This is a genomic window from Actinomadura violacea, from assembly GCF_017573465.1.
Taxonomy (GTDB): domain Bacteria; phylum Actinomycetota; class Actinomycetes; order Streptosporangiales; family Streptosporangiaceae; genus Spirillospora; species Spirillospora violacea.
In genome coordinates this window covers 64,709-90,563 of sequence record NZ_JAGEPF010000033.1, presented here as the reverse complement: position 1 = coordinate 90,563, position 25,855 = coordinate 64,709, and the positions used below count along the sequence as shown (strand labels likewise).

The 25,855-nt window shown below is 72.8% G+C and carries 29 protein-coding genes; 13 read left to right on the top strand and 16 right to left on the bottom strand.

All coding sequences use genetic code 11. The annotated features are described in order from the left end of the window. Positions 1-17 precede the first annotated feature (17 nt). From J4709_RS42295 to J4709_RS42285, 3 genes are all read right to left on the bottom strand, one after another. Complete coding sequence (locus tag J4709_RS42295) at positions 18-1,097, bottom strand: CapA family protein (protein WP_208250632.1); 1,080 nt, start codon at positions 1,095-1,097, stop codon at positions 18-20. Positions 1,098-1,182: 85 nt separating this feature from the next. Continuing rightward, entirely contained in the window at positions 1,183-2,199 is a 1,017-nt protein-coding gene (locus J4709_RS42290) for an SPFH domain-containing protein (protein ID WP_208250630.1), read from the bottom strand. Further along, positions 2,196-2,651 (bottom strand): NfeD family protein, encoded by a 456-nt coding sequence (locus J4709_RS42285; RefSeq protein WP_208250628.1) that lies wholly within the window; start codon positions 2,649-2,651, stop codon positions 2,196-2,198. The genes J4709_RS42290 and J4709_RS42285 overlap by 4 nt, the downstream gene beginning before the upstream one ends. A gap of 118 nt (positions 2,652-2,769) precedes the next feature. On the opposite strand from J4709_RS42285, the gene J4709_RS42280 reads away from it, so the two are divergent. From J4709_RS42280 to J4709_RS42270, 3 genes are all read left to right on the top strand, one after another. Beyond that, on the top strand, positions 2,770-4,992 hold the full coding sequence (locus J4709_RS42280) for a molybdopterin oxidoreductase family protein (RefSeq protein WP_208250627.1): 2,223 nt from the start codon (positions 2,770-2,772) through the stop codon (positions 4,990-4,992). Between the two features lie 461 nt (positions 4,993-5,453). Beyond that, positions 5,454-6,371 carry a Rieske (2Fe-2S) protein gene (locus J4709_RS42275; protein WP_208250625.1) on the top strand — a complete coding sequence of 306 codons (918 nt, stop codon included), beginning with the start codon at positions 5,454-5,456 and terminating at the stop codon, positions 6,369-6,371. A 90-nt stretch (positions 6,372-6,461) separates the two neighbouring features. Next, on the top strand, positions 6,462-6,710 hold the full coding sequence (locus J4709_RS42270) for a DUF8836 family protein (RefSeq protein ID WP_208250623.1): 249 nt from the start codon (positions 6,462-6,464) through the stop codon (positions 6,708-6,710). A 357-nt stretch (positions 6,711-7,067) separates the two neighbouring features. On the opposite strand, the gene J4709_RS42265 is transcribed toward J4709_RS42270, so the two are convergent. Together J4709_RS42265 and J4709_RS42260 are read right to left on the bottom strand one after the other, a co-directional pair. After that, the gene (locus J4709_RS42265) at positions 7,068-7,841 is read right to left on the bottom strand and encodes a sulfite exporter TauE/SafE family protein (protein WP_208250622.1); all 774 of its coding nucleotides are present in this window, start codon (positions 7,839-7,841) and stop codon (positions 7,068-7,070) included. Positions 7,842-7,954: 113 nt separating this feature from the next. Continuing rightward, complete coding sequence (locus tag J4709_RS42260; protein ID WP_208250621.1) at positions 7,955-8,743, bottom strand: ABC transporter ATP-binding protein; 789 nt, start codon at positions 8,741-8,743, stop codon at positions 7,955-7,957. 229 nt (positions 8,744-8,972) lie between these two features. On the opposite strand from J4709_RS42260, the gene J4709_RS42255 reads away from it, so the two are divergent. Continuing rightward, entirely contained in the window at positions 8,973-9,728 is a 756-nt protein-coding gene (locus tag J4709_RS42255) for an Rv1486c family protein (protein WP_208250620.1), read from the top strand. Positions 9,729-9,804: 76 nt separating this feature from the next. Here J4709_RS42255 and J4709_RS55940 read toward each other — a convergent pair whose 3' ends face one another. The 5 genes from J4709_RS55940 to J4709_RS42230 all read right to left on the bottom strand — a co-directional run bounded on the left by J4709_RS55940 (position 9,805) and on the right by J4709_RS42230 (position 14,058). Continuing rightward, positions 9,805-10,545, bottom strand: coding sequence for an RDD family protein (locus J4709_RS55940; protein WP_208250619.1), 741 nt, complete (start codon positions 10,543-10,545; stop codon positions 9,805-9,807). A gap of 88 nt (positions 10,546-10,633) precedes the next feature. Next, positions 10,634-10,960 (bottom strand): DUF2752 domain-containing protein, encoded by a 327-nt coding sequence (locus J4709_RS42245; RefSeq protein ID WP_208250715.1) that lies wholly within the window; start codon positions 10,958-10,960, stop codon positions 10,634-10,636. A 426-nt stretch (positions 10,961-11,386) separates the two neighbouring features. Continuing rightward, positions 11,387-12,172 carry a PP2C family protein-serine/threonine phosphatase gene (locus J4709_RS42240; RefSeq protein WP_208250618.1) on the bottom strand — a complete coding sequence of 262 codons (786 nt, stop codon included), beginning with the start codon at positions 12,170-12,172 and terminating at the stop codon, positions 11,387-11,389. Positions 12,173-12,208: 36 nt separating this feature from the next. Then, the gene (locus J4709_RS42235; RefSeq protein WP_307802028.1) at positions 12,209-12,922 is read right to left on the bottom strand and encodes a response regulator; all 714 of its coding nucleotides are present in this window, start codon (positions 12,920-12,922) and stop codon (positions 12,209-12,211) included. Further along, positions 12,919-14,058 carry a GAF domain-containing sensor histidine kinase gene (locus J4709_RS42230; protein WP_232384876.1) on the bottom strand — a complete coding sequence of 380 codons (1,140 nt, stop codon included), beginning with the start codon at positions 14,056-14,058 and terminating at the stop codon, positions 12,919-12,921. The genes J4709_RS42235 and J4709_RS42230 overlap by 4 nt, the downstream gene beginning before the upstream one ends. Positions 14,059-14,247: 189 nt before the next feature. Here J4709_RS42230 and J4709_RS42225 point away from each other — a divergent pair, with 189 nt between their 5' ends. The 3 genes from J4709_RS42225 to J4709_RS42215 are packed head-to-tail and all read left to right on the top strand — an operon-like array spanning position 14,248 to position 17,329. Then, on the top strand, positions 14,248-14,937 hold the full coding sequence (locus J4709_RS42225) for an SDR family oxidoreductase (protein ID WP_208250616.1): 690 nt from the start codon (positions 14,248-14,250) through the stop codon (positions 14,935-14,937). Continuing rightward, positions 14,934-16,307, top strand: a complete 1,374-nt coding sequence (locus tag J4709_RS42220) for an MFS transporter (RefSeq protein WP_208250615.1) — start codon at positions 14,934-14,936, stop codon at positions 16,305-16,307. Before J4709_RS42225 ends, J4709_RS42220 begins: the two co-directional genes overlap by 4 nt. Next, a complete protein-coding gene (locus J4709_RS42215; RefSeq protein ID WP_208250614.1) occupies positions 16,304-17,329 on the top strand; it encodes an S-adenosylmethionine:tRNA ribosyltransferase-isomerase in 1,026 nt (341 codons plus the stop codon). Before J4709_RS42220 ends, J4709_RS42215 begins: the two co-directional genes overlap by 4 nt. Here J4709_RS42215 and J4709_RS42210 read toward each other — a convergent pair. Beyond that, positions 17,318-18,103 carry a hypothetical protein gene (locus tag J4709_RS42210; RefSeq protein ID WP_208250612.1) on the bottom strand — a complete coding sequence of 262 codons (786 nt, stop codon included), beginning with the start codon at positions 18,101-18,103 and terminating at the stop codon, positions 17,318-17,320. The two genes, J4709_RS42215 and J4709_RS42210, sit on opposite strands and share 12 nt — an antisense overlap. Positions 18,104-18,232: 129 nt before the next feature. Continuing rightward, complete coding sequence (locus J4709_RS42205) at positions 18,233-18,607, bottom strand: hypothetical protein (RefSeq protein WP_208250611.1); 375 nt, start codon at positions 18,605-18,607, stop codon at positions 18,233-18,235. 118 nt (positions 18,608-18,725) lie between these two features. Between J4709_RS42205 and J4709_RS42200 the strand changes: the two genes are divergently transcribed. Next, positions 18,726-19,214, top strand: coding sequence for a MarR family winged helix-turn-helix transcriptional regulator (locus J4709_RS42200; RefSeq protein ID WP_307802027.1), 489 nt, complete (start codon positions 18,726-18,728; stop codon positions 19,212-19,214). Between the two features lie 4 nt (positions 19,215-19,218). On the opposite strand, the gene J4709_RS42195 is transcribed toward J4709_RS42200, so the two are convergent. Genes J4709_RS42195 through J4709_RS54075 form a run of 4 tightly spaced genes read right to left on the bottom strand, consistent with a single transcriptional unit; the run spans position 19,219 to position 20,709 of the window. After that, the gene (locus J4709_RS42195; RefSeq protein WP_208250609.1) at positions 19,219-19,407 is read right to left on the bottom strand and encodes a DUF397 domain-containing protein; all 189 of its coding nucleotides are present in this window, start codon (positions 19,405-19,407) and stop codon (positions 19,219-19,221) included. 53 nt (positions 19,408-19,460) lie between these two features. Then, the gene (locus J4709_RS42190; RefSeq protein WP_208250607.1) at positions 19,461-19,658 is read right to left on the bottom strand and encodes a DUF397 domain-containing protein; all 198 of its coding nucleotides are present in this window, start codon (positions 19,656-19,658) and stop codon (positions 19,461-19,463) included. A gap of 47 nt (positions 19,659-19,705) precedes the next feature. Then, a complete protein-coding gene (locus J4709_RS42185; RefSeq protein ID WP_208250605.1) occupies positions 19,706-19,897 on the bottom strand; it encodes a DUF397 domain-containing protein in 192 nt (63 codons plus the stop codon). After that, positions 19,894-20,709, bottom strand: a complete 816-nt coding sequence (locus J4709_RS54075; RefSeq protein ID WP_208250603.1) for a helix-turn-helix domain-containing protein — start codon at positions 20,707-20,709, stop codon at positions 19,894-19,896. Before J4709_RS54075 ends, J4709_RS42185 begins: the two co-directional genes overlap by 4 nt. A gap of 207 nt (positions 20,710-20,916) precedes the next feature. Between J4709_RS54075 and J4709_RS42175 the strand changes: the two genes are divergently transcribed. The 5 genes from J4709_RS42175 (at position 20,917) to serB (ending at position 25,437) form a co-directional block, all read left to right on the top strand. Next, positions 20,917-21,120: a hypothetical protein gene (locus J4709_RS42175; RefSeq protein WP_208250601.1), complete on the top strand. Its 204-nt coding sequence runs from the start codon at positions 20,917-20,919 to the stop codon at positions 21,118-21,120. Beyond that, entirely contained in the window at positions 21,117-21,347 is a 231-nt protein-coding gene (locus J4709_RS42170) for a hypothetical protein (RefSeq protein WP_208250600.1), read from the top strand. Before J4709_RS42175 ends, J4709_RS42170 begins: the two co-directional genes overlap by 4 nt. 236 nt (positions 21,348-21,583) lie before the next feature. Next, the gene (locus J4709_RS42165) at positions 21,584-22,405 is read left to right on the top strand and encodes an rRNA adenine N-6-methyltransferase family protein (RefSeq protein WP_208250598.1); all 822 of its coding nucleotides are present in this window, start codon (positions 21,584-21,586) and stop codon (positions 22,403-22,405) included. Positions 22,406-22,494: 89 nt separating this feature from the next. Then, complete coding sequence (locus J4709_RS42160; protein ID WP_208250597.1) at positions 22,495-24,153, top strand: serine/threonine-protein kinase; 1,659 nt, start codon at positions 22,495-22,497, stop codon at positions 24,151-24,153. Between the two features lie 75 nt (positions 24,154-24,228). Further along, entirely contained in the window at positions 24,229-25,437 is a 1,209-nt protein-coding gene (gene serB / locus J4709_RS42155) for a phosphoserine phosphatase SerB (RefSeq protein ID WP_208250595.1), read from the top strand. Positions 25,438-25,855: the final 418 nt, after the last annotated feature.

The following is a 25,855-nucleotide window of genomic DNA, read 5'->3' as shown; positions in this document are numbered from 1 at the left end:
CAGCGTGGGAGAGTCCACTAGGGACGCGCCGTCAGCCCCGTGCAGCCGCGCAGCCCGTCCCACCGCCGGCCCTCGGCCGCCGCCGCTGCGCCCTTCATCGGGATCGGCAGCCCGCCGATGATCTCCGCGGGCTTCCACTTCGCCTTCGTGACCTTCCGGCCCTCGACCCGCAGCAGCAGCACCCCGGACTTCGCCGTCTGCCCGTGCGCCGACGAGAACACGAAATTGCCCATGCCGTAATGGACGTACCGGCCCTGCAGGTACCCGCCGCCGAGCGGGACGTGCGCGTGCCCGCCGACGATGATGTCCGCACCCGCGTCGACCAGCGTCTTCGCCAGCTCCCGCTGCCTCGGCAGCGGGCACGCCTTCAGCTCCTGCCCCCAGTGCAGATGCACGATGACCAGGTCGGAGCCCTTCCGCGCGTCCTTCACCGCCCGCACCATCCGCGGCACGTCCTTCGCCGACGCGAGCCCGCCCTTGCCGGGCCCCGCCGTCCACGCCGTGATCAGGTTGTCGTCCAGCACCTGCGTCGCGCCGACGACCGCGATCCGGTTGCCCTTCACCGTCGTCCGGTACGCCTTGAACGCCTGGTCCGCGTCGCGTCCGATGCCGACGACCGGGAACCCGCTGCGCCTGATCGCGGCGAGCGAGTCGCGCAGGCCCTCCTCCATGTAGTCCATGCCGTGGTTGTTCGCCATGGACGCCACGTCGACGCCGGCGCGGCGCAGCGCGGTCAGCGCCGACGGCGGGGCCCGGAACGCGAACTCCTTGCCGGGCGCCGGCGTCCCGCCCGTCGTGATCGCCGTCTCCAGGTTCACCATGGCGAGGTCGGCGGCCCGCAGCGTGGACGCGACGGGTCCGAGCGCCGTCGCCGGATTCGCGAGCCGGGACCGCAGCGGCCCCTCGAAATGCGTGTCCCCGCCGAACGCGAGCACGATCGGCTCCGGGCGCGCCTTCGGCGGCGCCGCCTTGGCTGTCGGCTTCGCCGAGGTCGCGGGCGGCGTCGCCCCGTCCGCCTTCGGCCCGCCGGACCCGCCGCACGCGGACGCGGCGCCGGCGACCAGCACGCCGACGGCCACCACGGCGAAAACGCGCATGGGAGACCTCCCCGCTCTGATCGGCACAGCATGGCACGACCAGGACAACCCGGGCTACGCCCTTTCCCGGCGGGCGGGGGTGCGTTCAAGGCGCGGTGTCGGTGGAGGTTTCTTGGCCGTTGGGCTTGCCCTGGGTCAGTTGGTAGGGCGGGATCGGGTCGGCTGCGGGGATTTCGCGGGGTGGTTCCGGGGTGTCGGAGTCGGCGGGGGTCTCGTTCGGCGGGGGGCCGCCGAAGGCCTGGGTGATGGCCTGGAGGGCGCTCGTCACTTCGCTGGGGATGACCCAGAAGGTGCTGCCCTGGCCCTCGGCGAGCTTCGGGAGGGTCTGGAGGTACTGGTAGGCGAGCAGTTTCGGGTCGGGGTCGGCGTCGTGGACGGCGGTGAAGACCTGCCGGATCGCCGCTGACTGGCCCTCGGCCTCCAGGATCGCGGCCTGCCGTCCGCCCTCCGCCTTGAGGATCGCGGACTGCTTGTCGCCCTCCGCGGTGAGGATCTTGGCGGCGCGGGCGCCCTCGGCGGTGAGGATCGCGGCGCGCTTCTCACGCTCGGCGCGCATCTGCTTCTCCATGGCGTCCTTGATGGACGCGGGCGGCTCGATCGCCTTGATCTCCACGCGGGTGACGCGGATGCCCCATTTCCCGGACGCGTCGTCCAGGACGCCGCGCAGGGCGGTGTTGATGCGGTCGCGGGAGGTGAGGGTGGCCTCCAGGTCGAGGGTGCCGATGACGTTGCGGAGGGTCGTCGCGGTGAGCTGCTCGATCGCCTTGATGTAGTTGACGATCTCGTAGTCGGCGGCGCGCGGGTCGGTGACCTGGAAGAACAGGACGGTGTCGATGTGCACGACGACGTTGTCCTCGGTGATCACGGGTTGCGCCTTGAAGGAGACGACCTGTTCGCGCAGGTCGATGAGCGACTTGACGCGGTCGACGAACGGGACGACGAAGCTGATGCCGGGTTCGAGGGTGCGGTGGTAGCGGCCGAGGCGTTCGACGTTGCGGGCGCGGGCCTGCGGGACGATCCAGACCGACCGCAGGACGGCGGTGGCGACCACGGCGAGCACGGCGGCCGCGGCGATGAGCAGGGCAATGGCGATGTCGGTCATGATGTCTCCTCGCCCGGCCCGCCGGGGACCGGGTAGAGCAGGGCGGTGGCGCCTTCGATGGCGAGGACGTCGGCGGCGGCGCCCGCGGGGATGACGAGGTCGGGGTCGTAGGGGCGGGCCGACCATTCCTCGCCGCCGATGCGGGCGCGTCCGCCGGCGCGGGACACCTCGGTGAGGGTGATGGCCTCGCGTCCGACGAGGGCGGCGGCGCCGGTGCGCAGCAGGGGCGGCTGCCGGACGTGGCGGCGGGCGACGGGCCGGACGACGGCGAGGCCCGCGACGGAGCCGGCGGCGAAGACGGCGACCTGGGCCGCGAGGGGGAGGCCGAGGGCGCCGGTGAGGCCGGCGGCGAGCGCGGCGGCGGCGAGGAGGCCGAGCGCGAGGGTGAGCGTGAGGAGTTCGGCGATGCCGAGCAGCGCGGCGATCAGCAGCCAGACGGCCCACGCGTCCATAGCAGCTCCTTGTGGCTGCCGGAAGTCCTCAACAACAAAGTAACTCCGGAAACGGGAAATGGCGCCCCCTGGAAGAACACGACAGAATGGAGTTCGGTCCCACAGGAGGAGCGTCTACATGGGCGACCGCACGGCCTTCCGCACCTGTCCCCTCTGCGAGGCCCTCTGCGGGCTCGAGCTGACCCTCGACGACGGCGGCGCGGTGACGCGCGTACGCGGCGACAAGGACGACCCGTTCAGCAAGGGGTTCCTGTGCCCGAAGGGCGCGACGCTCGGGGTCCTCGACGGCGACCCGGACCGGCTCCAGGAGGCGCTCGTCCGCGACGGCGAGGCCCACCGGACGGCCGGTTGGGACGAGGCGTTCGAGATGGTCCGGCGGGAACTGGCCAAGGTCGTCGAGCGGTACGGGCGGGACACGGTGGCCGTCTACATCGGCAACCCGACGGCGCATTCGGTGGCGGGGCCGCTGTACGGGGCGGCGATCGTGAAGGCGCTCGGCACCCGCAACCTGTACACGGCCAGCACCGCCGACCAGATGCCGAAGCACGTGAGCTGCGGGCACATGTTCGGCGACCCGCTCGCGATCCCGGTGCCGGACCTGGACAGGACCGGGCATCTGCTGATGCTGGGCGCGAACCCTCTGGAGTCGAACGGGAGCCTGGCGTCGGCGCCCGACTTCCCCGGCCGGCTGAAGGCGATCCGGGAGCGCGGCGGGAAGGTCGTCGTGGTCGACCCGCGCCGCACGCGGACCGCGGCGCTCGCCGACGAGCACCTGTTCATCCGCCCCGGCACGGACGCGTTCCTGCTGATGGCGCTCGTCCACACGCTGTTCGCCGAGGAGCTCGTGACCGTGCGGCTCGACGGCCTGGTGAACGGCCTGGACGACCTGCGCGCCCTCGCCGTCGACTTCGCCCCCGAGCGCGTCGCGTCCGTCACCGGCATTCCCGCCGGGACGATCCGCAGGACGGCGCGGGAACTGGCCGCCGCCGACCGCGCCGCCGTCTACGGGCGCATCGGCACGTGCACGCAGGCGTTCGGGACGCTCAACAGCTGGCTCGTGGACGTCCTCAACGTGCTCACCGGCAACCTCGACCGGCCCGGCGGCGCGATGTTCCCGCGCCCCGCGCACGCGCCCGTGTACCGGCGCAAGAAGCCGTTCACGACCGGCCGGTGGCGCAGCCGCGTCCGGGACCTGCCCGAGGTCAACGGCGAGTTCCCCGTCGCGACCCTCGCCGACGAGATCGAGACGCCCGGCGAGGGCCGCATCCGGGCGCTGGTCACTATCGGCGGGAACCCCGCGCTGTCCGCGCCGAACGCCTCCCGCCTCGACCGCGCGCTCGCCGGCCTCGACTTCATGGTGAGCGTCGACCCGTACCTGAACGAGACGACCCGGCACGCGCACGTGATCCTCCCGCCGCCGCGGCCCGCGCAGACGCCGCACTACGACATCGCGCTGACCGGGCTCGCCGTCCGCGACTACGCGCGCTACTCGCCGCCGATCGTCCCGCTGCCGGACGGGCGGCCGAGCGAGTCCGAGATCCTCGCGCGGCTGGCGCTCGCCGCGTCCGGCTCGGGCGGCGACCCCGCCGCCCTCGACGAGCTGATCATCACCACGACGCTACGCAAGGCCACCGAACTGCCCGGCTCGCCCGTGCACGGCCGCGAGGCCGACGAACTCCGCAAGATGCTGGACGAGGCCGGCACCCCCACCGAGCAGCGGCTCGACATGATGCTGCGCCTCGGCCCCTACGGCGACGGCTTCGGCGCCGACCCGTCCGGGCTCACCCTCACCCGGCTGCGCACCGAGCACCCGCACGGCCTCGACCTCGGCGCCCTCAAGCCCCGCATCGACGAGGTGCTGTGCACGACGTCCGGATGCGTCGAACTGTGCCCGTCCACGTGCGCCGCCGACGTCGGCCGCCTCCTCGCCGCGCTGCGCGCGCACAAGCCGCCGGAGTTCGTGCTGATCGGGCGGCGGCACCTGCGGTCCAACAACAGCTGGCTGCACAACGTCCCCGAGCTGGTGCGCGGCTCCAACACCTGCACACTGCAACTCAACACCGCCGACGCGGCGCGGCTCGGCGTCGGCGCGGGCGACACCGTCCGGGTCGCGTCCCGCACCGGCTCCATCGACGCCGTCGCCGAGCCCACCGACACCGTCATGGCGGGCGTCGTCAGCCTCCCGCACGGCTGGGGACACGACCGTCCCGGCACCCGCACCGCCGTCGCCCGCGAGCACGCCGGCGTGAACGTGAACGCCGTGACCGACGAGCAGGAGATCGACCCGCTGTCCGGCAACGCGGTGTTCAACGGCGTCCCCGTAACCCTGACTCTGTGTTAGCCCAGGGGGACGACCCCCTGGAACCCCCGCCACGACGGACAACGCGTTTCCCGCTCCGCTAGCGCTCCGCGCGAAACGGCCACTATCCCAGGGGAGCGACCCCCTGGAACCCCCGCCACGACGGACAACGCGTTTCCCGCTCCGCTAGCGCTCCGCGCGAAACGCATTGTCCGTCGTCGGGCGTGCCCGCTCCACTCGCTGGCGCTCGCTCCGCGTGCCCGCCCGTGTCAGTGCAGGGAAGCGGCCCGCCGGAACCCGATCACGACGTGTTTAGCACCGGCGGCGGCTGGTAGGTATCACTCGCCGCAGGCGGCTCGGGCCGCCTCGAACGTCACACGGGGGATCGACTAACCTCGCAATCAAGCGTCCCATTACGGCCGTCTCTAACCAGTGGGCCGGACGGAACCGATGGGTCCGGGCGCCGCCTCGGGCGGGCCGCCCGCACGCACCGAGGGAGGGACATGAACCGGCGGTCGAGCAACATCTTCCGGCGCGGCGCAAGGGCGCAGGCGACGCAGCGGCTGGCGGACGCGACGGACAACCTGGAGCACGCCAGCGGCCTCGACCGCACCATCCGCGTGCTGTCCAACGCCGTGCGGAGGACGCTGCCCCCCGGGCCGCTCAAGGACGTCCTGCACGGCGTCCCGTTCGGGCACCCCGCGCACACACCGCTCACCGACGTGCCGATCGGCTGCTGGATCTCATCGGCGATCCTCGACCTCATGCCCGGGACGGCGCGCGCCTCGCAGGCCCTCGTCGCCGCCGGGCTCGCCGGGGCCGTCCCGACCGTCCTCACCGGCATCGCCGACTGGTCCGCGCTGCACCGCGAGCAGCAGCGCGTCGGCCTCGTGCACGCGTCCGCGACGGCCACCGCGAGCATGCTGTACTCGGCGTCCCTCGCCGCCCGCTACCAGGGCCGCGACGGCGCCGGGAAGGCGTTCGGGTTCGCCGGGCTGACCGTCCTGCTCGGCGGCACCTACCTCGGCGGGCACCTGGCGTTCCGGCAGGCGGCGGGCGCCAGCCACGCCGACCAGACGTCCCACCTCGTCGCGACCGGCTGGCACGACCTGTGCGCCGCCGACGAGCTGCCGGACGGCTGGCCGGTGCACCGCAGGCTCGGCTACATCAGCCTGTTCGTGCTGCGCGAGGGCGACGAGATCAACGTGCTCGCCGACCGGTGCAGCCACCTCGCCGGCCCGCTCCACCAGGGCCGCGTCACCAGCGACGACAACGCCGAGACCTGCATCGTGTGCCCCTGGCACGGCAGCACGTTCCGGGTTCGCGACGGCTCGGTCGTGCACGGCCCCGCGACGGCCCGCCAGCCGTACTTCGAGACCCGCGTGACCGACGGCGTCGTCCAGGTCCGTCCCGCGGGCTGACCAGCGCTTTTCGCCCGCTTCGCGGCGGTTCGCGGACCCCCGTTCGGGGTATATGTCGAATATACGTTCGACTACCGGAGGTTCGCGCCGATGAAGGGCGACAGGGTCGAGATCATGATCGACGCCGGCGGCGAGGGAACGCGGACGTACGAGGTGGTCGCCGCGCGCGCGGGCCGCCGCGTGGAGGTCGCGACGCGCCGCGGCGTGGTGGAGGTCAGCGAGGTCACCCGCACCGGGACCCCCGTCCGCACGGCCCGTTTCATGGCCAGCCGCGTCCTGGCCCTCGTCGAGTACCCGAACAGCGACACCCACCCCGACGACCCCACCCCACCCACCTGACCCCACAGCCCCGGCCCCGCCAGCTTGAAGCCCGGCCACCGGCAGATTGAAGCCCGGCCACCGCCAGGTTGAGCCCCAGCCACCGGCAGCTTGAAGCCCAGCCACCGGCAGATTGAGCCTCAGCCACCACCCCGGGCGTGCACGCGGAGCGAGTGCAGCGAGCGCAGCGGGCACGCCCGACGACGGACAATGCGTTTCGCGCGGAGCGCTAGCGGAGCGGGAAACGCATTGTCCGTCGTGACGGGGGTTCCAGGGGGTCGCCCCCCTGGGAAAAGTGGCCGTTTCGCGCGGAGCGCTAGCGGAGCGGGAAACGCATTGTCCGTCGTGACGGGGGTTCCAGGGGGTCGCCCCCCTGGGCTAACGCAGCAGGTTCACGATGGCGACCACGCCGACTACGACGATGACGGCGCGGAGGACCAGGGGCGGGATGCGGCGGCCGACCTTGGCGCCGAGGAAGCCGCCGACGGTGGAGCCGGCGGCGATCAGCAGTACCGCCCACCAGTTGATCCGGGTGTCGCCGAACAGCCAGGTCACGATGAACATGACCGCGGCGGTGCCGTTGACGATGGCGGACAGGACGTTCTTGCTCGCGTTGAGCCGCTGGAGTTCGTCGTCGAGCATGATGCCGAGCAGCGCGATCAGCACGATGCCCTGCGCGGCGCCGAAGTAGCCGCCGTACATGCCGGCGACCAGCACGCCGAGCCAGAGCCAGGGCCCGCCGTGCGCGTGTCCGCCGCCGTCCTCGCGGCGCTTGCGGATCCAGCCCTGCATGCGCGGCTGCACCACGACGAGGACCAGCGCGATGATGATGAGGATCGGGACGATGAACTTGAACGCGGACGCGGGCAGGCCGAGCAGCAGGAGGGCGCCGATCACGGCGCCGATCAGGGACGCGCTGCCGAGCCGCAGCAGCCGGGCACGCTGCCCCTTGAGCTCGGCGCGGTACCCGTACGCGCCGGTGACGCCGCCGGGGACGAGGCCGATGTTGTTGGACACGTTCGCGACGACGGGCACGTAGCCGAGCGCCACCAGCGTCGGGAACGTGATCAGCGAGCCGGAGCCGACGACGGTGTTGATGCCGCCGGCGGCGACCCCGGCCGCGAACACCGCGGCCGCGTCCAGCAGGTTCACGAGGGCCCCATCCCGGCGTCAGGTGTTGGCAACGGCGCTCATGATGGTAGGGACACCGCAGCTCAGCCCGGTAATGGGGGTGCCGGTTGCGCGGCGGCCGGCGCGCCCGGCGGTCAGCGGACGGCGCGCGCGTACCAGCGGCCGCCCTGCCGTTCGATGGTGAGGGGGAGGCCGAAGCAGTCCGTCAGGTGCTCGGGGGTGAAGACCTCGTCGACCTTGCCCTGCGCGACGATGCCGCCCTTGCGCAGCAGCAGGGCGTGCGTGAAGCCGTCCGGGACCTCCTCGACGTGGTGGGTGACCATCGCCATGGTCGGCGCCATCGGGTCGTCGGCGAGGGCGCCGAGCCGGGCGACGAGGTCCTCGCGGCCGCCGAGGTCGAGGCCCGCGGCGGGCTCGTCCAGCAGCAGCAGTTCGGGGTCGGGCATCAGCGCGCGGGCGATCTGGACCCGCTTGCGCTCGCCCTCGGCCAGGGTGGTGAACGTGCGGCCCATCAGCTCGGCGCAGCCGAGCTGGTCGAGCAGCCCGACGGCGCGGCTGACGTCGGTCGAGTCGTACTCCTCCTGCCAGCGGCCGAGGATCGCGTACGAGGCGGTCAGCACCAGGTCGATGACCTTCTCGCCGGCGGGGACCTTCTCGGCGAGCGCGGTGCTCGCGAGGCCGATGCGGGGCCGTAGCTCGAACACGTCGGTGCGGCCGATCTCCTCCTCCAGGATCTCCACCGAGCCCTCGGTGGGGTGCATCATCGCGGCGGCGACCTGCAGCAGCGTGGTCTTGCCCGCCCCGTTGGGGCCGACGACCACCCACCGCTCGCCCTCGTTCACCGTCCACGTGACATCGCGCAGCAGGGCCGAGCCCCCGCGCCTGACCCCGACTCCGCGGAGCTGAAGTACCTCGCCGGCCATCGCGTGCCTTCGTCCCCATTCCCGGTGATCCCACCGGTCCCGGTCCGGACCGGTCCGTTGTCCAGGAAAGAACCTATGCGATCCGGGGGCTCCGGCGCCCCCCGCCTCCCCGCGGAGGCCGCCCGGGAAGGCAGGAACGTCGCGCGGGCCCGATGGCAGCGGCGATCCGAGCGCTTATGGTGGATCGCATGTCCATTGGGGAGTGTCGGGCGCGATGAGCCCGGACGGCATGAGCAGGGACGTGGCGACGGCGCTGGTCGCGTGGGGCAATGCCTGGCTGACCGGCAGCGTCGGCCTGGACGAGGCGGTGGACGCGGTCGAGAAGGCGGCGGGCCCGCAGATCCTCGGCGGCGAGCCCGCCGAGGTGACGCTGCGCCGCGGGCTCGGCGACCTGCGCGTCGGCGGGCTGACGGCGCTGCGGCTGGCGCTGCCCGAGCCGGGCGACCCGCTCGGGCTGACGGGTCCCGCCGAGTTCAACCGGGCGGCGATCGACGCGGGCGCGGCGGTGGTGGTGCTGCTCGGCGACCGGGCGATCGGGCTGGTCCCCGAGGAGGACCGGCGCGGCTCGTCCTATGTCGGGGTGCGGTGGTCGACGCACGACGCGTCCGCGAACCCGCCGGACGTGCCGGGTCTCGCCGACGCGGACCGGCAGCTGACGCTGGCGATGCGGGACGCGACGGAGGCGCTGCTGACGGTGGACGACGTGTCGGGGGTGCCGCCGGAGATCGCGGACGCGCTGGTCGACCTGCGCGACCCGCACCGCGGCGACCATCCGCTGGCGCCGGGGTATCCGCCGCGGGCGCACCGGGTGGCGGCGCTGGCGGGCCGGTTGGCGCTGGTGGTGGACCTGGCGCGGCGGATGGACGAGCGGGGCCTGACCGCCGACCAGATGCGCCGGCGGGGTGAGGCGCTGCGGCTGCTCGACCGGGCGGTGCGGCGGGCGCGGGTCGCGGCGTGCAACAGCGCGTTCGATCCCGTCCCGTAGGCGCCGCTGAGAACGTGCCAAACGGAAAGCGGGACGTCCCCGGAGGGACGCCCCGCTCACACCGTGCGGTGCCGGTTCAGTCGCGGACGACGATCGTGTTGACGATCTTGTCGGCGAAGGTCTGCTTGCGCTCGTCCCACAGCGGCCACAGGAAGCCGAGGTAGCACAGGAAGCTGTCGGCGATGTGCGCGAGCTTGCGCACGAAGGCCATGCCGAACCCGATCGGCTGGCCGGTCTGCGCGCTGACCAGCCGGATGCCCATCTGGCGCTTGCCGATGGACTGGCCGGTCGTGCCCTCCTGGTAGCAGATCCACAGGCCGCCGGCGAGCATCAGCGCGCCGCCGATCAGGATGAACAGCACGCCGATCAGGGCGCCGCCGCCGCTGCCGGAGCTGCTCAGCAGGCTGCCGAGCAGGTACAGCACCCAGAACGGGCCCATGAAGATGAGGTAGTCGATGATGTAGCCGCCGACGCGCGACCCCCACTCGGCCAGCTGGCCGGTCGAGCCGTAGTGGTGGTGGTGCACCTCCTGGTAGCCCGGCGCGGCGGGCGGCCCGGGGGGACCGGGAGGGGCGGGCGGGGCGCCGTAGCCCGGCTGGGCCGAGGGCGGCTGGCCGTAGCCCGGCTGCGCCGGCGGCTGGCCGTACCCGGGCTGCGCCGGGGGCTGGCCGTAGCCCGGCTGCGCGGGGGGCTGGCCGTAGCCCGGCTGGGCCGGGGGCTGGCCGTATCCGGGCTGCTGGGCCGGGGGCTGGCCGTACCCGGGCTGCTGTTGCCCGTAGCCCGGCTGCTGACCGTACGGGTCGTAGGGGTTACCCACACTTGCTCCTTATTGATTGACCCTGTGGATATGTGACGCCCGCCGGACCCGGAGGGCTCCGCAAGTCTGACCGACGATCGACCGCGGCTCAAACCCGCAGAACACCGAACCGGACGAGCTGCCACAGCTCCGACCCGATGAGGGCGGCGCCGAGCATTCGGGCACGGGTCTTCGGCTGGAGTGCCCACCACCGTCCCCAGAGCCCCAGCGGGGCGAGGGCGACGGCGATCGCACCGGTCAGGGCCAGCGGGTTCGCCAGCGCGCCGCGGGCCGGGTGGCCCGCGCCGAGCTCGGTGAACACGGTGGTCCCCCCGCACAGGGGACACGGGAGACCGGTGAGAGCCCGCACGGGGCAGAGCACGCCGGGGTCGTGGAGGCGGTGGATCCATGAAACGCCGACGGCCGCAACGGCCATCGCCGCAACGCGCAGCAGCACGCCTTGTGGGCCGTGCCGCGCTGCGGTGAGGGTCCGGCTGACGTGCCGGCCGAGCGCACCGTCCGGTGCGCCGGCGGCCGCCGCCCCGGGCGCTCCCCCCAACGAAATCCTCCGCCTCGAGAACATACGGCTGAGTGACCCGTATACCGGGTTCACCCGGAGGCGGGTCAAGTCCGGGCGACGATCCGCGACGCGACCGTTACCGAGGGCATGCTGAGCCCACCTCGGAGCAAGACTAGGACAAACGGTCAGCTATGCGGGCAGAGTTATGGGTTACGGATGCCACGAATCACGTTCGCGAGCAGCACGGAGACGTGCGGGCGAGCGGCACGGGCACACGGTGCGCGGACGGAGCGGTACCGCACGGCGGCGCGCGGTCCGGGGTTGCGGGACCGCGGCGCCGGGTCAGGACTGCGCCGCGGCGCCCACGACGAGGGGGCCGCCGGCGTCGGTGTGGTACTCCGCCTCGACGACGTCCGCGACGACCGCGGTGATGTTGTCGGGGCCGCCGTTGGCCCGCGCCTCCTCGATCAGCCCGGCGACGGCGCGCTGCGGGTCGGCCTCCGCGGACAGCAGCTCGTAGATCCGCTGCGCCTCGACCGGGCCGCTCAGGCCGTCGGAGCAGAGCAGGTAGCGGTCGCCGAGCCGCGCCTCGCGCAGCCGCAGGTCCGGCTCGCGGTCGTCGCGGCCGTCCAGCACCCGGTACAGCACGTGCGACAGCCGCGAGGTCTCGGCCGGGTCGGCGGTCTGCCCCGCCTGCTCGGCCTCCGCCTTCAGCAGCTCGTCCATCGTGTGGTCCTGGGTCATCTGGAACAGCTCGCCGTCGCGCAGCAGGTAGCCGCGGGAGTCGCCGATGTGGGCCAGCGCCACCGAGTCGCCCGCCCACAGCATCGCGGTGAGCGTGGTGCCCATCCGGCTCAGGTCGGGCCGCTCCTCGCGCACGATGCGGAGCTTCTCGTTGGCCTCCGCGACCGCGCGGCCGAGGGTGTCGACCAGGTCGTCACCATGGCCGTCGGTGTCCAGTGAGCGCAGCGAGCCGATGACGGTCGAGCTCGCGACCTCGCCGCCGGCATAACCGCCCATGCCGTCGGCGACCGCGATCAACCGTGCACCGGCGTAGCCCGAGTCCTCGTTGTTCTCTCGGTTGCACCCGATGTCACTGCCTGCTGCGTACCTGATTGCTACGTTCATACCGATTTCGATGACGATCCTGTCAGAGGAGTTGTATCACTCACGGGCGGCCTCCCCGGCCCGGTCCGCGCCGTCGTCCACCCGGCCGATGCCGTGCCGGACGGCGTAGAGCGCCGCCTGCGTCCGATCCTGCACTCCCAGTTTCATGAGCAGATTACTGACGTGCGTCTTGACCGTCTTCTCCGAGACGACGAGGGCGCGGGCGATCTCCCGGTTCGACCTGCCCCGCGCGATGTGCACGAGCACCTCCCGTTCCCGTTCGGTGAGCGCGGCGAGGCCGCGGTCGGCCGGCCCGCGCTCGGGCCCGCCCGCTGATCCGGCGCGCAGCATCGCCTCCGCGGCGTCCGGGGCGAACAGCACATGCCCGTCGTGCACCGCCCTGATCGCCTGGACGAGGGCGCGCGGGTCCACGTCCTTGTACAGGTAGCCGGCCGCGCCCGCCTGCACCGCCGGCAGCACGTGCCCGCGTTCGGTGACGCTGGTCAGGATCAGCACCCGCGCCCCCACCCCCCGAGCCCGCAACTCCGCCAGCGCGGTCACGCCGTCGGCGCCCGGCATCTTGAGGTCCATCAGCACGATATCGGGCTCCAGCGATTCGGCCAGCGTCACGGCCGATGTGCCGTCCTCCGCCTCGCCCACGACCTCGATGTCGTCCTGGATGCCGAGGAACGTGCGCAGCCCCTGCCGGACGACCGGATGGTCGTCGGCGATCAGCACCCGGATCGGCGGCGCGGCGGGCGGCGGGGTCACAGCGGCACCTCCAGCCGCACCCGCGTGCCGCGCCCGGGCGCGGCGTCGACGCCGAACGTCCCGCCGATCGAGCACGCCCGGTCGCGCATCGACGCGAGGCCGAGCCCGCCCTGCTGGTCGCCCTCGGACGCGTCGAACCCGGACCCGTCGTCGGCGACCTCCAGCACGGCGCTGCCGTCGCGCACCAGCAGGCTGACGTCGACCGTCCCCGCCCCGGCGTGTCGCAGCGCGTTGTAGACGGCCTCCTGCGCGATCCGCAGCACGACCGCCTCCTGCTCCTCCGCCAGGACGACCGGCTCGGCGGCGGTGAACCGGACGGCGGTCTCGTGCGCCCGGTCCAGCACCTCGGCGTGCTTGCGCAGCGAGGCGACCAGGCCGTCGGCGAGGTCGGCGGGCCGCAGCTCGAAGATGACCGCGCGCAGTTCGGCGAGCGCGTCGGCGGCGAGCCGCTCGACCTGCTCCAGCTCCTGGACGGTCCGGACCGGGTCCTTGTCCGCCAGCGCGGACGCGGTGCGCGCCGTCAGCCGCAGCGAGAACAGCTTCTGCGCGACGGCGTCGTGCAGCTCGCGGGCCAGCCGGTTGCGCTCGGCGACGACCGTCAGCTCACGGTTGTGCTCGTACAGCCGGGCGTTGGCCATGGCGATGGCGGCGTGCGCGGCGAACAGCGCGAGCACGTCCTGATCGTCCTGCGTGAACCCGCCGGGCCGCTTCTTGTTCGCCAGGAAGATGATGCCGAGGACGTCCTCGCCGTCCTTGATCGGCACGCCCAGGAAGTCCTTCAGCACGGGGTGCGCGACGGGCCAGCCCTCGAACTCCGGCTCGCGGCGGATGTCGGCGAGCCGCTTCGGCGTGTCGCCGTGCAGCATCGCGGCGAGCATGCCGTGCTGGCGGGGCAGCGGGCCGATCCGCTCCCACTCCTCCTCGGAGACGCCCTCGACGACGAACTCCGCGAACGACCCCTCGTCGTCGGGCACGCCGAGCGCCGCGTACCGGGCGTCCAGCAGCTGCGCCGCCGCCCGGACGATCACCTGCAGCACCTCGTGGACCGACAGGTGGCGGGTGACGGCGAGCACGGCGGAGCTCACCGCGTGCAGGGTCGCGCCCTGCCCGGCTCCGAGCCCTTCCGCGTCGCCCATTCCGGCCTCTCGCCTCCCCCTCCGCGCGCCCTTCGACGCGCGCATGTGAAGACCGTACTCGGTTTTGCCGCCGTGCCTCCGGATGCGGGCTCGGCCAAGGCGGTCCGGTGGTCCTAAGACCATTTGCGGAGGGGCCGCGGGGGCCGATGGCCGATGCCGGAAGGCGCCCCGGTTCCTAGCGTCTGAGGCATGAAGACGGCCGGTGGAAAGACAGCATTGATCACTGGAGGGTCCCGGGGGCTCGGGCGGGCGCTGGCCCGCGAGCTCGCCGCGGACGGCTGGACGCTCGTCGTCGACGGCCGCGACGCGGCGGCGCTGGAGGCGGCGGCCCGGGAGATCGGCGGGGACGTGACGGCGGTCGCCGGGGACGTCGCCGACGCCGCGCACCGCGCGGAGCTCGCCCGCGCGGTCGCCGGCGGGCTCGACCTGCTCGTCAACAACGCGAGCACGCTCGGGACGACGCCGCTGCCCCGGCTCGCCGACCAGCCCGTCGCCGACCTCGCCGCGACGTACGCGACGAACGTGCTCGCGCCGCTCGCGCTGATCCAGGCCGTCCTGCCGGCGCTGCGGGAACGGCACGGCGCGATCCTCAACGTCACCTCGGACGCGGCGGTCGAGAACTACGAGACGTGGGGCGGCTACGGCTCGTCCAAGGCGGCGCTGGAGCAGCTGTCCAACGTCCTCGCGGCCGAGGAGCCGGACGTGCGGGTGTGGTGGGCGGACCCGGGGGAGATGCGCACCGGCATGCTGCGCGACGCCGGGGAGGACGCCGACGCCGCGCCGCCGCCCGAGGAGGCCGCCGCCGCGTTCCACCGGCTCGTCACGGACCGTCCGGCCAGCGGCCGGTACCGCGCCGCGGACCTCGCGAGCGCACGATGACCACCGTGATCGAACCGGACGAGGCCGCCGCCGGGGAACGGCCGCGCCAGGGGGTGATGGACGGCGGGTACCGGGTCGCGACCCTCGGCATCGTGCTCGTCGTCACCCTCCTGGCGTTCGAGTCGATGTCCGTCGGGACCGTCATGCCCGCCGTCGCGAAGGACCTCGACGGGCTCTCGCTGTACGCGTGGGGCTTCAGCGCCACGCTGATCGCGAGCCTGCTGTCCACCGTGCTGGCGGGCGGCTGGGTGGACCGCGCCGGCCCGGCCCGCCCGTTCATGATCGGCCTCGCGGTGTTCGTGGCCGGCCTCGCCATCGCCGGTACCGCGCCGACGATGTGGCTGTTCGTCGCCGGACGCGCCGTCCAGGGCCTCGGCTCCGGCGTCCCGATGGTCGCGCTGTACGTGGTGATCGCCCGCGTCTACCCCGAGCACCTGCGGTCCCGCGTGTTCGCCGCGCTGTCGGCGGCGTGGGTGCTGCCGTCGCTGATCGGGCCCGCCGTCGGCGGCGTCGTCGCCGAGCACCTCGGCTGGCGCTGGGTGTTCCTAGGCCTCATCCCGCTGGTGATCCCGCCCGGGCTGCTGCTCACGCCCACGCTGCGCGGCGTCCGCCGGACCGCGTCCGCGGCGGACGCCCCGGGCCGCACCCGCTACACCGCCGCCATCGCCGCCGCCGGAGGCGCCGGCCTGCTGCTCTACGGCCTCGGGCGCACCGGCTGGGCGATGGCCCCCACCGCCCTCATCGGCCTCGCCGGGCTCGGCTACGGCCTCCCCCGGCTGCTGCCCGCCGGAACCCTCCGGATGCGGCGCGGGCTGCCCAGCGTCGTCATCGTCCGCGGCCTGCTGTCCGGCGCGTTCTTCGGCGCCGACTCCTTCATCCCGCTGACCCTCACCTCGCTGCACGGGTTCAGCCCCACCAAGGCCGGCGTCGTGCTGACCGTCGGGGCGCTCGGCTGGTCCGCCGCGTCCCAGATCCAGGGCCGCTCCAAGCGGTCACGCGCGTTCTTCGCGCTGCTCGGCGCGGTGTTCGTCGCCGCGGGGATCGTCGCCGTCACCGTCGCGCTCCAGCTGTCCGGCTGGGCCGCCGTGCCCGCCTGGATCGTCGGCGGCGCCGGGATGGGCTTCGCGATCGGCAGCCTCAGCGTCCTGATGCTGGACCTGTCCCCCGAGGACGAGCAGGGCGTCAACTCCTCCGCCCTGCAGATCGCCGACACCCTCGGCTCGTCCCTCGTCGTGGGCGCCGCGGGCGCGCTCCTCACCGGCTTCGGCACCGGCCGCCTGCACCTGGGGCTCGCCGCCGCCGGGGTCATGTTCGCCGCGATCGCCGCCGCCGGCGTCGTCGCCGCACTCCGCCTGGAGGCCCGGAAATGACCGACATCATCGACTTCACCCTCCCGTCCGACCTCGAAGCCCACGAACCGCCCGAGGCCCGCGGCCGCAGCCGCGACGGCGTCCGCCTCCTCGTCGGCCGCCGCGCCGCCGGGCAGGTCTCCCACCACGCCTTCCGCGACCTGCCCGAGCTGCTCGAACCCGGCGACCTGCTCGTCGTGAACACCTCCGCCACGCTGCCCGCCGCCGTCCGCCTCGACCGCATCAGCGTCCACTTCTCCACGCCCCTGCCCGGCGCCGACGGCCGCGACTGGATCGTCGAGCTCCGCCGCATGTCCGGCAAGGCGAGCCTCCCCTACGGCGGCGGCAGCCCCGGCGAGTGGATCCCGATGCCCGGCGGCGCCACCCTCACCCTCATCGGCCGCCGCACCGACCGGCTCTGGCAGGCCCGGCTGAGCACCGACGTCGTCCCCTACCTGCGCCGCCACGGCGTCCCCATCCGCTACGGGTACGTCCGCCGCGACTGGCCCACCGCCGCCTACCAGACCGCCTTCGCCCACGACCGCTCCACCGGCAGCGCCGAGATGCCGAGCGCCGCCCGCCCCTTCACCCCCGAACTCGTCACCCGGCTCGTCTCGCGCGGCGTCCTGCTCGCCCCGATCACCCTGCACACCGGCGTCGCGTCCCCCGAGGCCCACGAACCCCCGTACGCCGAACGCTACGAGGTGCCCGCCGCCACCGCCGCGCTCGTCGCCCACGTCCGCGGCCGCGGCGGCCGCGTCATCGCCGTCGGCACCACCGCCGTCCGCGCCCTGGAGACCGCGGTGGACGCCTCCGGGACCGTCCAGGCGGCCTCGGGCTGGACCGAGCACATCGTCACCCCGGAACGCGGCGTCCGCGCCGTCGACGGCCTCCTCACCGGCCTCCACGAGCCCCGCTCGTCCCACCTGATGATGCTCACCGCCATAGCCGGCCGCCCCCTCCTCGCCACCACCTACCAGGCCGCCCTCGACGAGGGTTACCTCTGGCACGAATTCGGCGACCTCAACCTCCTACTTCCCTAGAGACGGCGACCAGCAGAGGCGCGCGGGGATCCCGTCGGTCATGAAGCCCTCCTCGAACGGCTCCCACGGCCGGGGATCGTCGATGACGTGGACACGACGGTCCGCCGGCTCACCCCGGCCCGCGGGCAGCTCGGGCCGGACGGAACCCGCCCTGACCCCGGCCTGCTCCGCGACCCCGAGCATCGCCTCCGCGTCGAACGGCTCGGTCGGCTCGATGTCGAAGGCGTCGGGGTCCAGATGCCGCAGCAGCCCGTCGACGGCCTCCCGGTCCACCGCCCGCGCCCGAGCGGCCCCGATCAGCGCCTCGAAGGCCTCCTCCGCCCGCTCGCCGCCGTCGTCGTCCCAGGCGAAGAAGGAGCTCTCGACCTGGTCGTTGCGGCCCGTCTCACCACCGCCGCCGTCCTTCAGACCGTCGGGGTAGTCCGTGCGGGCCCAGGTCGAGCCGTCCCACCAGTAGACGTACTGGACGATGTGCTCATCGCGCATCATCCGCGCCAGCCACTCCCACGGAAGCCACGCCGGGCCGCCGGCCAGCAGATCGACGGGCGGCACCTGGTGACGGGTCTCGCTGTAGTCGACGTCGTAGCCGTACAGGATCGCGCGGCCGCCCTCGACCCAGCTCATCCCATGCCAGCCGTTGCCCACGTCGTCGGTGCGCACCCCGTCGCCGCGCACCGTCGCGCCCCAGCTCGGGGTGCCGACGCTGAGCATGGCCAGCGCGCACGACTCCGCCCACAGGTCCTCAGGATCCGCCAGCTCCAACTCCACAGGCACAGCCCACTCCCGTCGCACGGTGATCGTCCCGCCTACGACGCCGCCCCCACCCCCGAAGTTCCCCTGGAGCCCGCGGCTGCGACCGCCTCCATGACCGCCATGGACAGGCGTCCGCCTGAGGAACGCGCGTCACGAACCGGTCCGGCTCCTGATGAGCAGGATGGTCGCCAGCGGCACGATCACCAGGTCCAAGGCGACATGCCAGACGCTGAACGGGTTGGTGTGCAGGAACAGGAAGCGGATGACGCCCAGCGTCCCGCCGATCACCGGCAGCACGGTGGCCGCGGGCACCGCTCCCGGCCACCTCCGCAAGAGGCCCGTCCCGACGAGGGCGTAGACCACGCCGAACCCGGCGGCGCCCAAGACGTTGCCTTCGGTGCCGTAGACCGGGACCTGCAGGACGTGCGTGATCGCGGAGAGCAGCAGCAGCCACCCGGCGACCCTCCGGAGCCGATCGGCCGCCGGCGCCGATCGGGGTGCTGCGCTCTGTGCTGCGGCCTTCATCTCGCCACCTTTCCAGCGGGAAGGCCACCCGGAGCGCGTGACGCCGGCGCGCCCGGCGTGCGCGAAATTGGTACGGTGACCTGACTGATTTCCGAGATAGTACGGTGGCCTGACTATCGTGTCAACGAACCGCACAGGCGGCGACCTGGACAAACTCGCCGACATCGCGATGGGGCCCGGCTCGCGCATCGGCGCGCTCGCCCGCAGGCTCGCGGCCCTGGTCACCGATCGCGTGCAGGAGGGACTGGCGGCCGAGGGGATCACCGACGTGCGGCCGGTCCACCTCCGGGTCTTCGTCGCCCTCGATCAGGGCCCGGCCCGGATCACCGCCATCGCCGAGCGCCTGGGCGCCACGAAGCAGACGGTGGGCCCCCTCGTCGACGAACTGGTCAGGCTCGGTTACCTCTCACGGCTCCCGGACCCCCGGGACTCACGCGCCAAGCTCGTCGATTTCACGCCCGCCGGACGCGCCGCCGCCACGACGGCACAGCAATGCGCCGAGGCGATCGACCGAGAGCTGGCCGAGCAGGTCGGCCTCGCACGCGCCCAAGACTGCCGCGCCACGCTCTGGTCCCTCATCACGGGCCTCGACCGCTCCGCCGGCTGAACCCCTACGCGAGGTCGTGCTCCCCGCGCTTCACCGCCTCCACCAGCGCCCGAAACCCGGCAGGGGGCAGCGCCACCTTGGGGCCGACAGGGTCCTTGGAGTCGCGTACACCGATGTTTCCAGCGAGCTGCGCAACTTCGACGCAAGCCCCACCGGACGTGTTGGAACGGCTCGCCTTCCGCCACCGCGTCATGGGCACCTCCGTCGCTCGTTGGAGCACTCCACACAGGGCTCCGGACGTCCCGCCTACGGCAGGTCGTGCTCCCCGCGCTTCACCGCGTCCAGCAGCGCCCGGAACATGGCAGCCGGAAGCGCGACCTTTGCCCCCTCTGGGTCCTTGCTGTCGCGCACGCCGATGTTTCCCGCGAGGTTCGCAACCTGCACACAATCCGACTGCGCACCCGAACCGCTCCGGGACGATTTCCGCCACTTCGTCAAGGGCATCTCCGCTGCTCCTTGGAGCACTCCACACAAGGTTCCGGACGTCCCGCCTACGGCAGGTCGTGCTCCCCGCGCTTCACCGCGTCCACCAGCACCCGAAACCCAGCCCGAGGCAGCGCCACCTTGGGCCCCGCCGGATCCTTGGAATCACGCACCCCGATGTTTCGCGCGAGCCGTGCAACTTCGACGCAGTTGGTGTTGTCCGATGTCGCGCTACGGCTCGCCTTGCGCCACTGCGTCATTGGTACATCTCCATGGCTCGTTGGAGCATCGCTCGCGATGGTCCTATCGGGGCGGCGATGTGGCCGATACGGTCATAGCGTACTTCGAAGTCCTGAACCTCCGCCGGATCGATCACGAGTCCTGCACCGTGGGGGGCGTCCGCGTATGCGATATCGCGTGCGTCCACTGTGAGCAGGTGCAGTGGCCCGTCATATCCGGCGTGAACGCCGGCGCCTCTCTCGACCACGCGGACGTTGACGTGGGGCAGGTCGCTGAGTTCGAGTAGATGGGCGAGTTGCTCGCGCATGATGTCGGACGAGCCGACGAGCTGTTCGAGGACCACCCAGTTGAGAATCACGGAGACCTCGGGCGGACGGCCCCGGTCGAACACCGCCGCCTGCCGGGCGAGACGGGTGTTCACCGCCGCGTCCAGGTCGCGGACGAGCCCGACGGAGAACCCGGCGCGGGCGTAGGCAGGGGTTTGCAGCAGCCCGGGCACGAGCCCGACCTCCCACATGCGCACGCGTGATGCACGCGCCTCCTGCTCCGCGAGATCACCGAGTCGCCATTCGTCGCTTTTGCGCTCTTTGGCGAACTTCACGAGGCGGGTGAACAGGCGGTCGAGGTCCCATTCGCGGTCGACGATCTCCGCGTGGTCCAACTGCATGGGGATATGGCCGGACTCGATGCGTGAAACAATTGAACGATCACGTCCGATGAGCCGTCCCAACGCGGCACCGGAAATCCCTCGCGCGCGACGCTGTCTTCGCAGCTCAACCGCTATGAAGTCCCACATCGACCGGTCCGGGTCCAGGGAATCCTGATCTTTCACCGCCCACGCTCCTGCCGGTGTATTTGGTGTATGAACGTAGCGAACTTACCTCCACCAAGGGATTCTTGGCAGGCAGTTGTTCCGGATTCCCGAGGGAGTGGGGTGGGTGGAATGGGGAGGGTGGCGATGTCGCGGGAGGATATGCGGCATTTCATCTCGCGGCTTGACCGGGAAGTGGCGATGTGGCCTGATTTGGCGTGCGGGATCGTGGAACGCCGAGGGGAAGGCGCCGTCCTGAACGTCGTGCGGATCGGTTCGGCGCTCAACTCGGTCGAGATCACGTGCCGGAGGGTGGACGGCAACGACTGGTACGCGTGGGCGTCCGATGGCGAGCTGATCGGCGCCGTGGACTTCGTCGAGGACGTCGCCGCCGCGATAGCGCGGGTGCTCACGCAGCGGGCGCACGCATGAGCCCGGCGGTCGTGACCGGCGGGTTCGCAGGTGTCGCGCTCGTCGTCCTGGTCTTCGGGGCGGTGTGCGGGCTGGTCGGGGCGGTGGCGGGCGCGCTGCTGGCGACGCGCCGGCGGCCCGCGCGGCCGCGGCATCGGCGGGGCGACGACCTCCCGGACGCACCGCCGCTCATCGTCGCCGCGCCGACGGATCCGCTGCGCGACCTCTACCGGCCACGCCCACGTTGAGTTGCGGCGTGTCGGCCTTATCCGGCCGCTTTTAAGGACGACACGCCGCAAGTCAACGAAGAGCGCTCGTGTTGGACGCGTCCCCCTCGTCGTCCGGCGCGGGTCAGGGCCGCCTTGGAGGGCGGTCCGTTCCCGGCGTTCCCCCGACGCCTGGGAGGGGCGCCCCGGAGCCGTGGCTCCGGGGCGCCTCGGGCTTTGCGGTGCGGTGGTGGGGCGGCTTGTACAACGGAGATGTCATGGGGGACGGGAGAAGCGTCCGGGACGCGTTCGAGGCGGTTCCGCGGAGCCTGTTCGTGCCCGAGGTGATCTGGTTCCGGCGGGAGGACGGGTGGTTCGTCCCGCTTCGCCGGCAGGACGACCCGGACCGCTGGCAAGAGGCGTGCCGCGCCGACGACCCCATCGTCACGCAGGTCGACGAGGGCAGGGCCGCCGGCAAGGGGTTCTGGGCGACGAGTTCGAGCAGCACGCCCAGCCTCATGGCGCGGATGCTTGAGGCGTTGCAACTGGGCCCGGGGATGCGGGTGCTGGAGATCGGGACCGGGACCGGCTTCAACGCCGCTCTGCTCGCGTACATCGCCGGGACGCAGAACGTCACGTCGATCGAGATCGACGTGGGGCTGGCCACACGGGCGCGGGAGGCGCTCGCGCGGGCCGGGCGTCCGGTGCGGGTCGTCGCGGGCGACGGTCTGCGCGGCCATCCGCAGGGCGCCCCGTACGACCGGCTGATCGCGACGGCCGCCGTCCGCGAGGTCCCGTACGCGTGGGTGGAGCAGGTGAGGCCGGGCGGGCTGATCGTGACGCCGTGGACCCTGACGATCCATCCTGAGGCGCCGTTCGGGGTACTGCGCGTCGGGGACGACGGGACGGCCGAGGGCCGGTTCGTGGGGCCTTCCGGGTTCATGTCGGTGCGAGGGCAGCGCGGGTCGCAGCAGGAGGTCCGGCGGATCGACCGGGCGTGGATCAGGGCGGGCGAGCCGGACGTGGCGCGGTACGGGGTGACGGTGACCCGCGAGGGCCAGGCCGTCTGGCTGGACGAGCCCGGCCACCGGGTCGGGTGACGCCGGTGGCCTGATCCGGGCGAACCGGTAGGCGGATCGTCCCGTCCCACTAGGGTGCTCCCACATTCTCCGGACTCGTCAGGATCGCCATGACTCTCGACGCGGACAGGGCCGGCGAGGCGCTGCGCCCGGACGACCCCGGCCGGATCGGTCCGTACCGGCTCCTCAGGCGGCTGGGGCAGGGCGGGATGGGCACGGTCTTCCTGGCCGAGGGCCCCGGCGGCGGCCCCGTCGCGGTCAAGGTGATCAACCCGGAGATGGCCGGGGAGGGCGAGGCGCTCCAGCGGTTCCGGCGCGAGATCGAGGCGGCGCGGAGCGTGCGGCGGTACTGCACGGCGCCGGTGATCGACGCCGACCTGGACCGGCGGCCGCCCTACCTCGTCACCGAGTACATCGAGGGCCCGGGCCTCGACCGGGCCGTCGCGGACCGGGGCCCGCTGGACGGGTCGGCGCTGGAGGGCCTCGCGGTCGGCGTCGCGGTCGCGCTGGCCGGCATCCACGGCGCGGGGGTCGTGCACCGCGACCTGAAGCCGGCGAACGTGCTGCTGTCGCCCACCGGGCCCCGCGTGATCGACTTCGGCATCGCCCGCCCCCTGGACGGCTCCGACGGCCCGACCCGCAGCGGCCAGTTCGTCGGCACCCCGTCCTACATGGCGCCGGAGGTGCTGCTCGGGGAGCCCGCCGGGCACGCGTCCGACGTGTTCGCGTGGGGCTGCGTCGTCGCCTACGCGGGGACGGGACGCCCGCCGTTCCAGGGCCGGACGATCGCCGAGACGTTCCACCTGATCCAGACGCGGGAGCCGGTGCTGGACGGCCTCGACCCCGCCTTGCGGGACCTCGTCGCCGCCGCCCTCGCCAAGGACCCGCAGCAGCGCCCGTCCGTCCGGGATCTGCTCGCGCGGCTGGTCGGCGGGGTCGAGCCCGACGACACGGCCGCGCTGGAGGCCACGGTCCGCGCCGAATGGGCGACGGGGGACCGGACGATCGTCGACCCGCGGCCCCGGCGGAACCGGCGCCCGCTGCTGGCCGGTGCGGCGGCCGCGGCCGTCCTGGTCGTCGCCGCCGCGGTCGTGCTCGCCGTCCGAGGAGGCGGCCTGGGCTCGGACAGCCCGCCCGGCAACGTGACGCGCGTGTGGGGCGACGACTTCGCCTCCACGGACAGCGGCTGGATGGGCACGTCCTACACCCACGAGAACAGCTACCGGGGCGAAGGGTACGAGGACGGCAAGTACTGGGTGAACGCCGATTCGTCCAGGGGCGAGTGGTCCGCCGCCCCCGTGGACCTCGGCCGGATCGCCGACCGCGTGCTCCTGACCGTCACGACCAGCGACCTCAGCGGGCCGGACGACGGCTGGTACGGCGCCGACTGCAGGGGCATCGAGGACTACGCCGACGGCACCGACCGGCGCTACGCCTTCCTGATCCGCAAGGACGGCGGCGAGGCGGTGATCCGCAAGATCGCCTCGGCGCAGGGCAACGAGCAGTTCGCCCGCAGCGGCACCGTCCCCGGCCTGCGGAAGGGCCGGCCGAACAAGATCCAGATCGCCTGCGAGGCGGAGGACGGCGGGAAGAGGGTCCGGCTGCGCCTCTGGGTGAACGGCGCGCGGGTGATCGACAAGACCGACGCCGACGCTCCGCTGGGGTACGGCCACGTCGGCCTCGAGGCGGCGCCGGGCGGCGGCACGGACGCCTCGGCCGCCATGTCGGCCGGGTTCGACGACATCACCGTCTACAAGATCAAGGGCTGAACGGCGCCGCGGCGTCTCGAATGGCGGACCTGCGGTTCGGAGGGTGGGCCGCGACCGGTACCGTTGTGGACAGCTATGGACGGGTCAGCACAGCGAACGCTGCTCATCACACTCACCGGACGCGACCGCCCCGGCGTGACGTCGCGGCTGTTCCGCACACTCTCCCAGTTCCCGCTCACCGTCGCCGACGTCGAGCAGGTCGTGATCCGCGGACGCCTCGTCCTCGGGGTCCTGCTGGCCTACACCGAGGGCGCCGACATCGGCCGCGTGTGGAACGCCGCCGAGAAGGTCGCCAACGATCTCGACATGGAGATCGAGCTGTCCACCGGCCGCAACAAGCGGATGCCGAAGCGCAGCGGCCGGCTGCACGTCACCGTGCTCGGCGCCCCGCTGAAGCCCGCCGCGATGGCCGGGATCGCGGGCCGGATCTCCGCGCACGGCGCCAACATCGACCGGATCGAGCGGCTCGCGCAGAACCCGGTGACCTGCATCGAGATGGACGTGTCGGGCGCCGACCCGGACACCCTGCGCGCGGCGCTGGCCGCCGAGGCCGCCGAGCAGCAGGTCGACATCGCCGTCCAGCACGGCGGGCTGAGCCGGCGCGCGAAGCGGCTGATCGTCATGGACGTCGACTCGACGCTGATCCAAGGCGAGGTGATCGAGCTGCTCGCCGAGCACGCGGGCTGCCTCGACGAGGTCGCGAAGGTCACCGAGGCGGCGATGCGCGGCGAACTGGACTTCGAGGGGTCGCTGCGCGAGCGGGTGGCGCTGCTCGCGGGGCTGGACGCGGCGGCGATCGACGACGTCCGCGAGAAGCTGCGGCTCGCCGCGGGCGCCCGCACCATGGTCCGCACGCTGAAGCGCCTCGACTACAAGTTCGCGATCGTGTCCGGCGGGTTCACGCAGGTCACCGACGCCCTCGTGGACGATCTCGGGATCGACTACTCGGCGGCGAACACGCTGGAGATCGAGAACGGCAAGCTCACCGGGCGGGTCACCGGGCCGGTGATCGACCGGGCCGGGAAGGCCGCGGCGCTGCGGCGGTTCGCCGCGGAGGCCGGGGTGCCGGTCAGCCAGACCGTCGCGATCGGCGACGGCGCGAACGATCTCGACATGCTCCAGGCCGCGGGCCTCGGCGTCGCCTACAACGCCAAGCCCGTCGTCCGCCAGGCCGCCGACACGGCCGTCAACGTCCCCTACCTCGACACGATCGTCTTCCTTCTCGGGATCTCCCGGGAGGAGGTCGAGGCCGCCGACGCGGCCGACGCCGCCCGGCACGACTAGCACCGCCGGCTCCGCACCTGAGCCAAGGAACAGGCCCTAGGCGAGGACCGACCTCCCGGCAACACAGAACCCCCGGCAGCACTGCTGCCGGGGGTTCGCTTCGTTCTCACTCATCAGGGCCTCAGCGCGCCCCACAACATCTCACTTGACGATCGGCCGGGCGCGGCGACAGTACTACATGCGGTCGAGAGTCGTCCGCAGCAAGAATGACAACCAGGGGATGATCGATATGACCAAGGCCAGGAAGCCCGCGGAGAGGGTCGCCGAAGACATGGGGAAGATCGCCGGTACGGCGATCACCACCACGGCGAAGCTGGTCATCCGCGTGTTCACCAAGAAGAAGTAAACCCGCCGGGGCCGGTCCCGCACGCCAGGGCGGGCCCACGACGTTGATTCTGATCCGGTCCCCGTCAGAGAC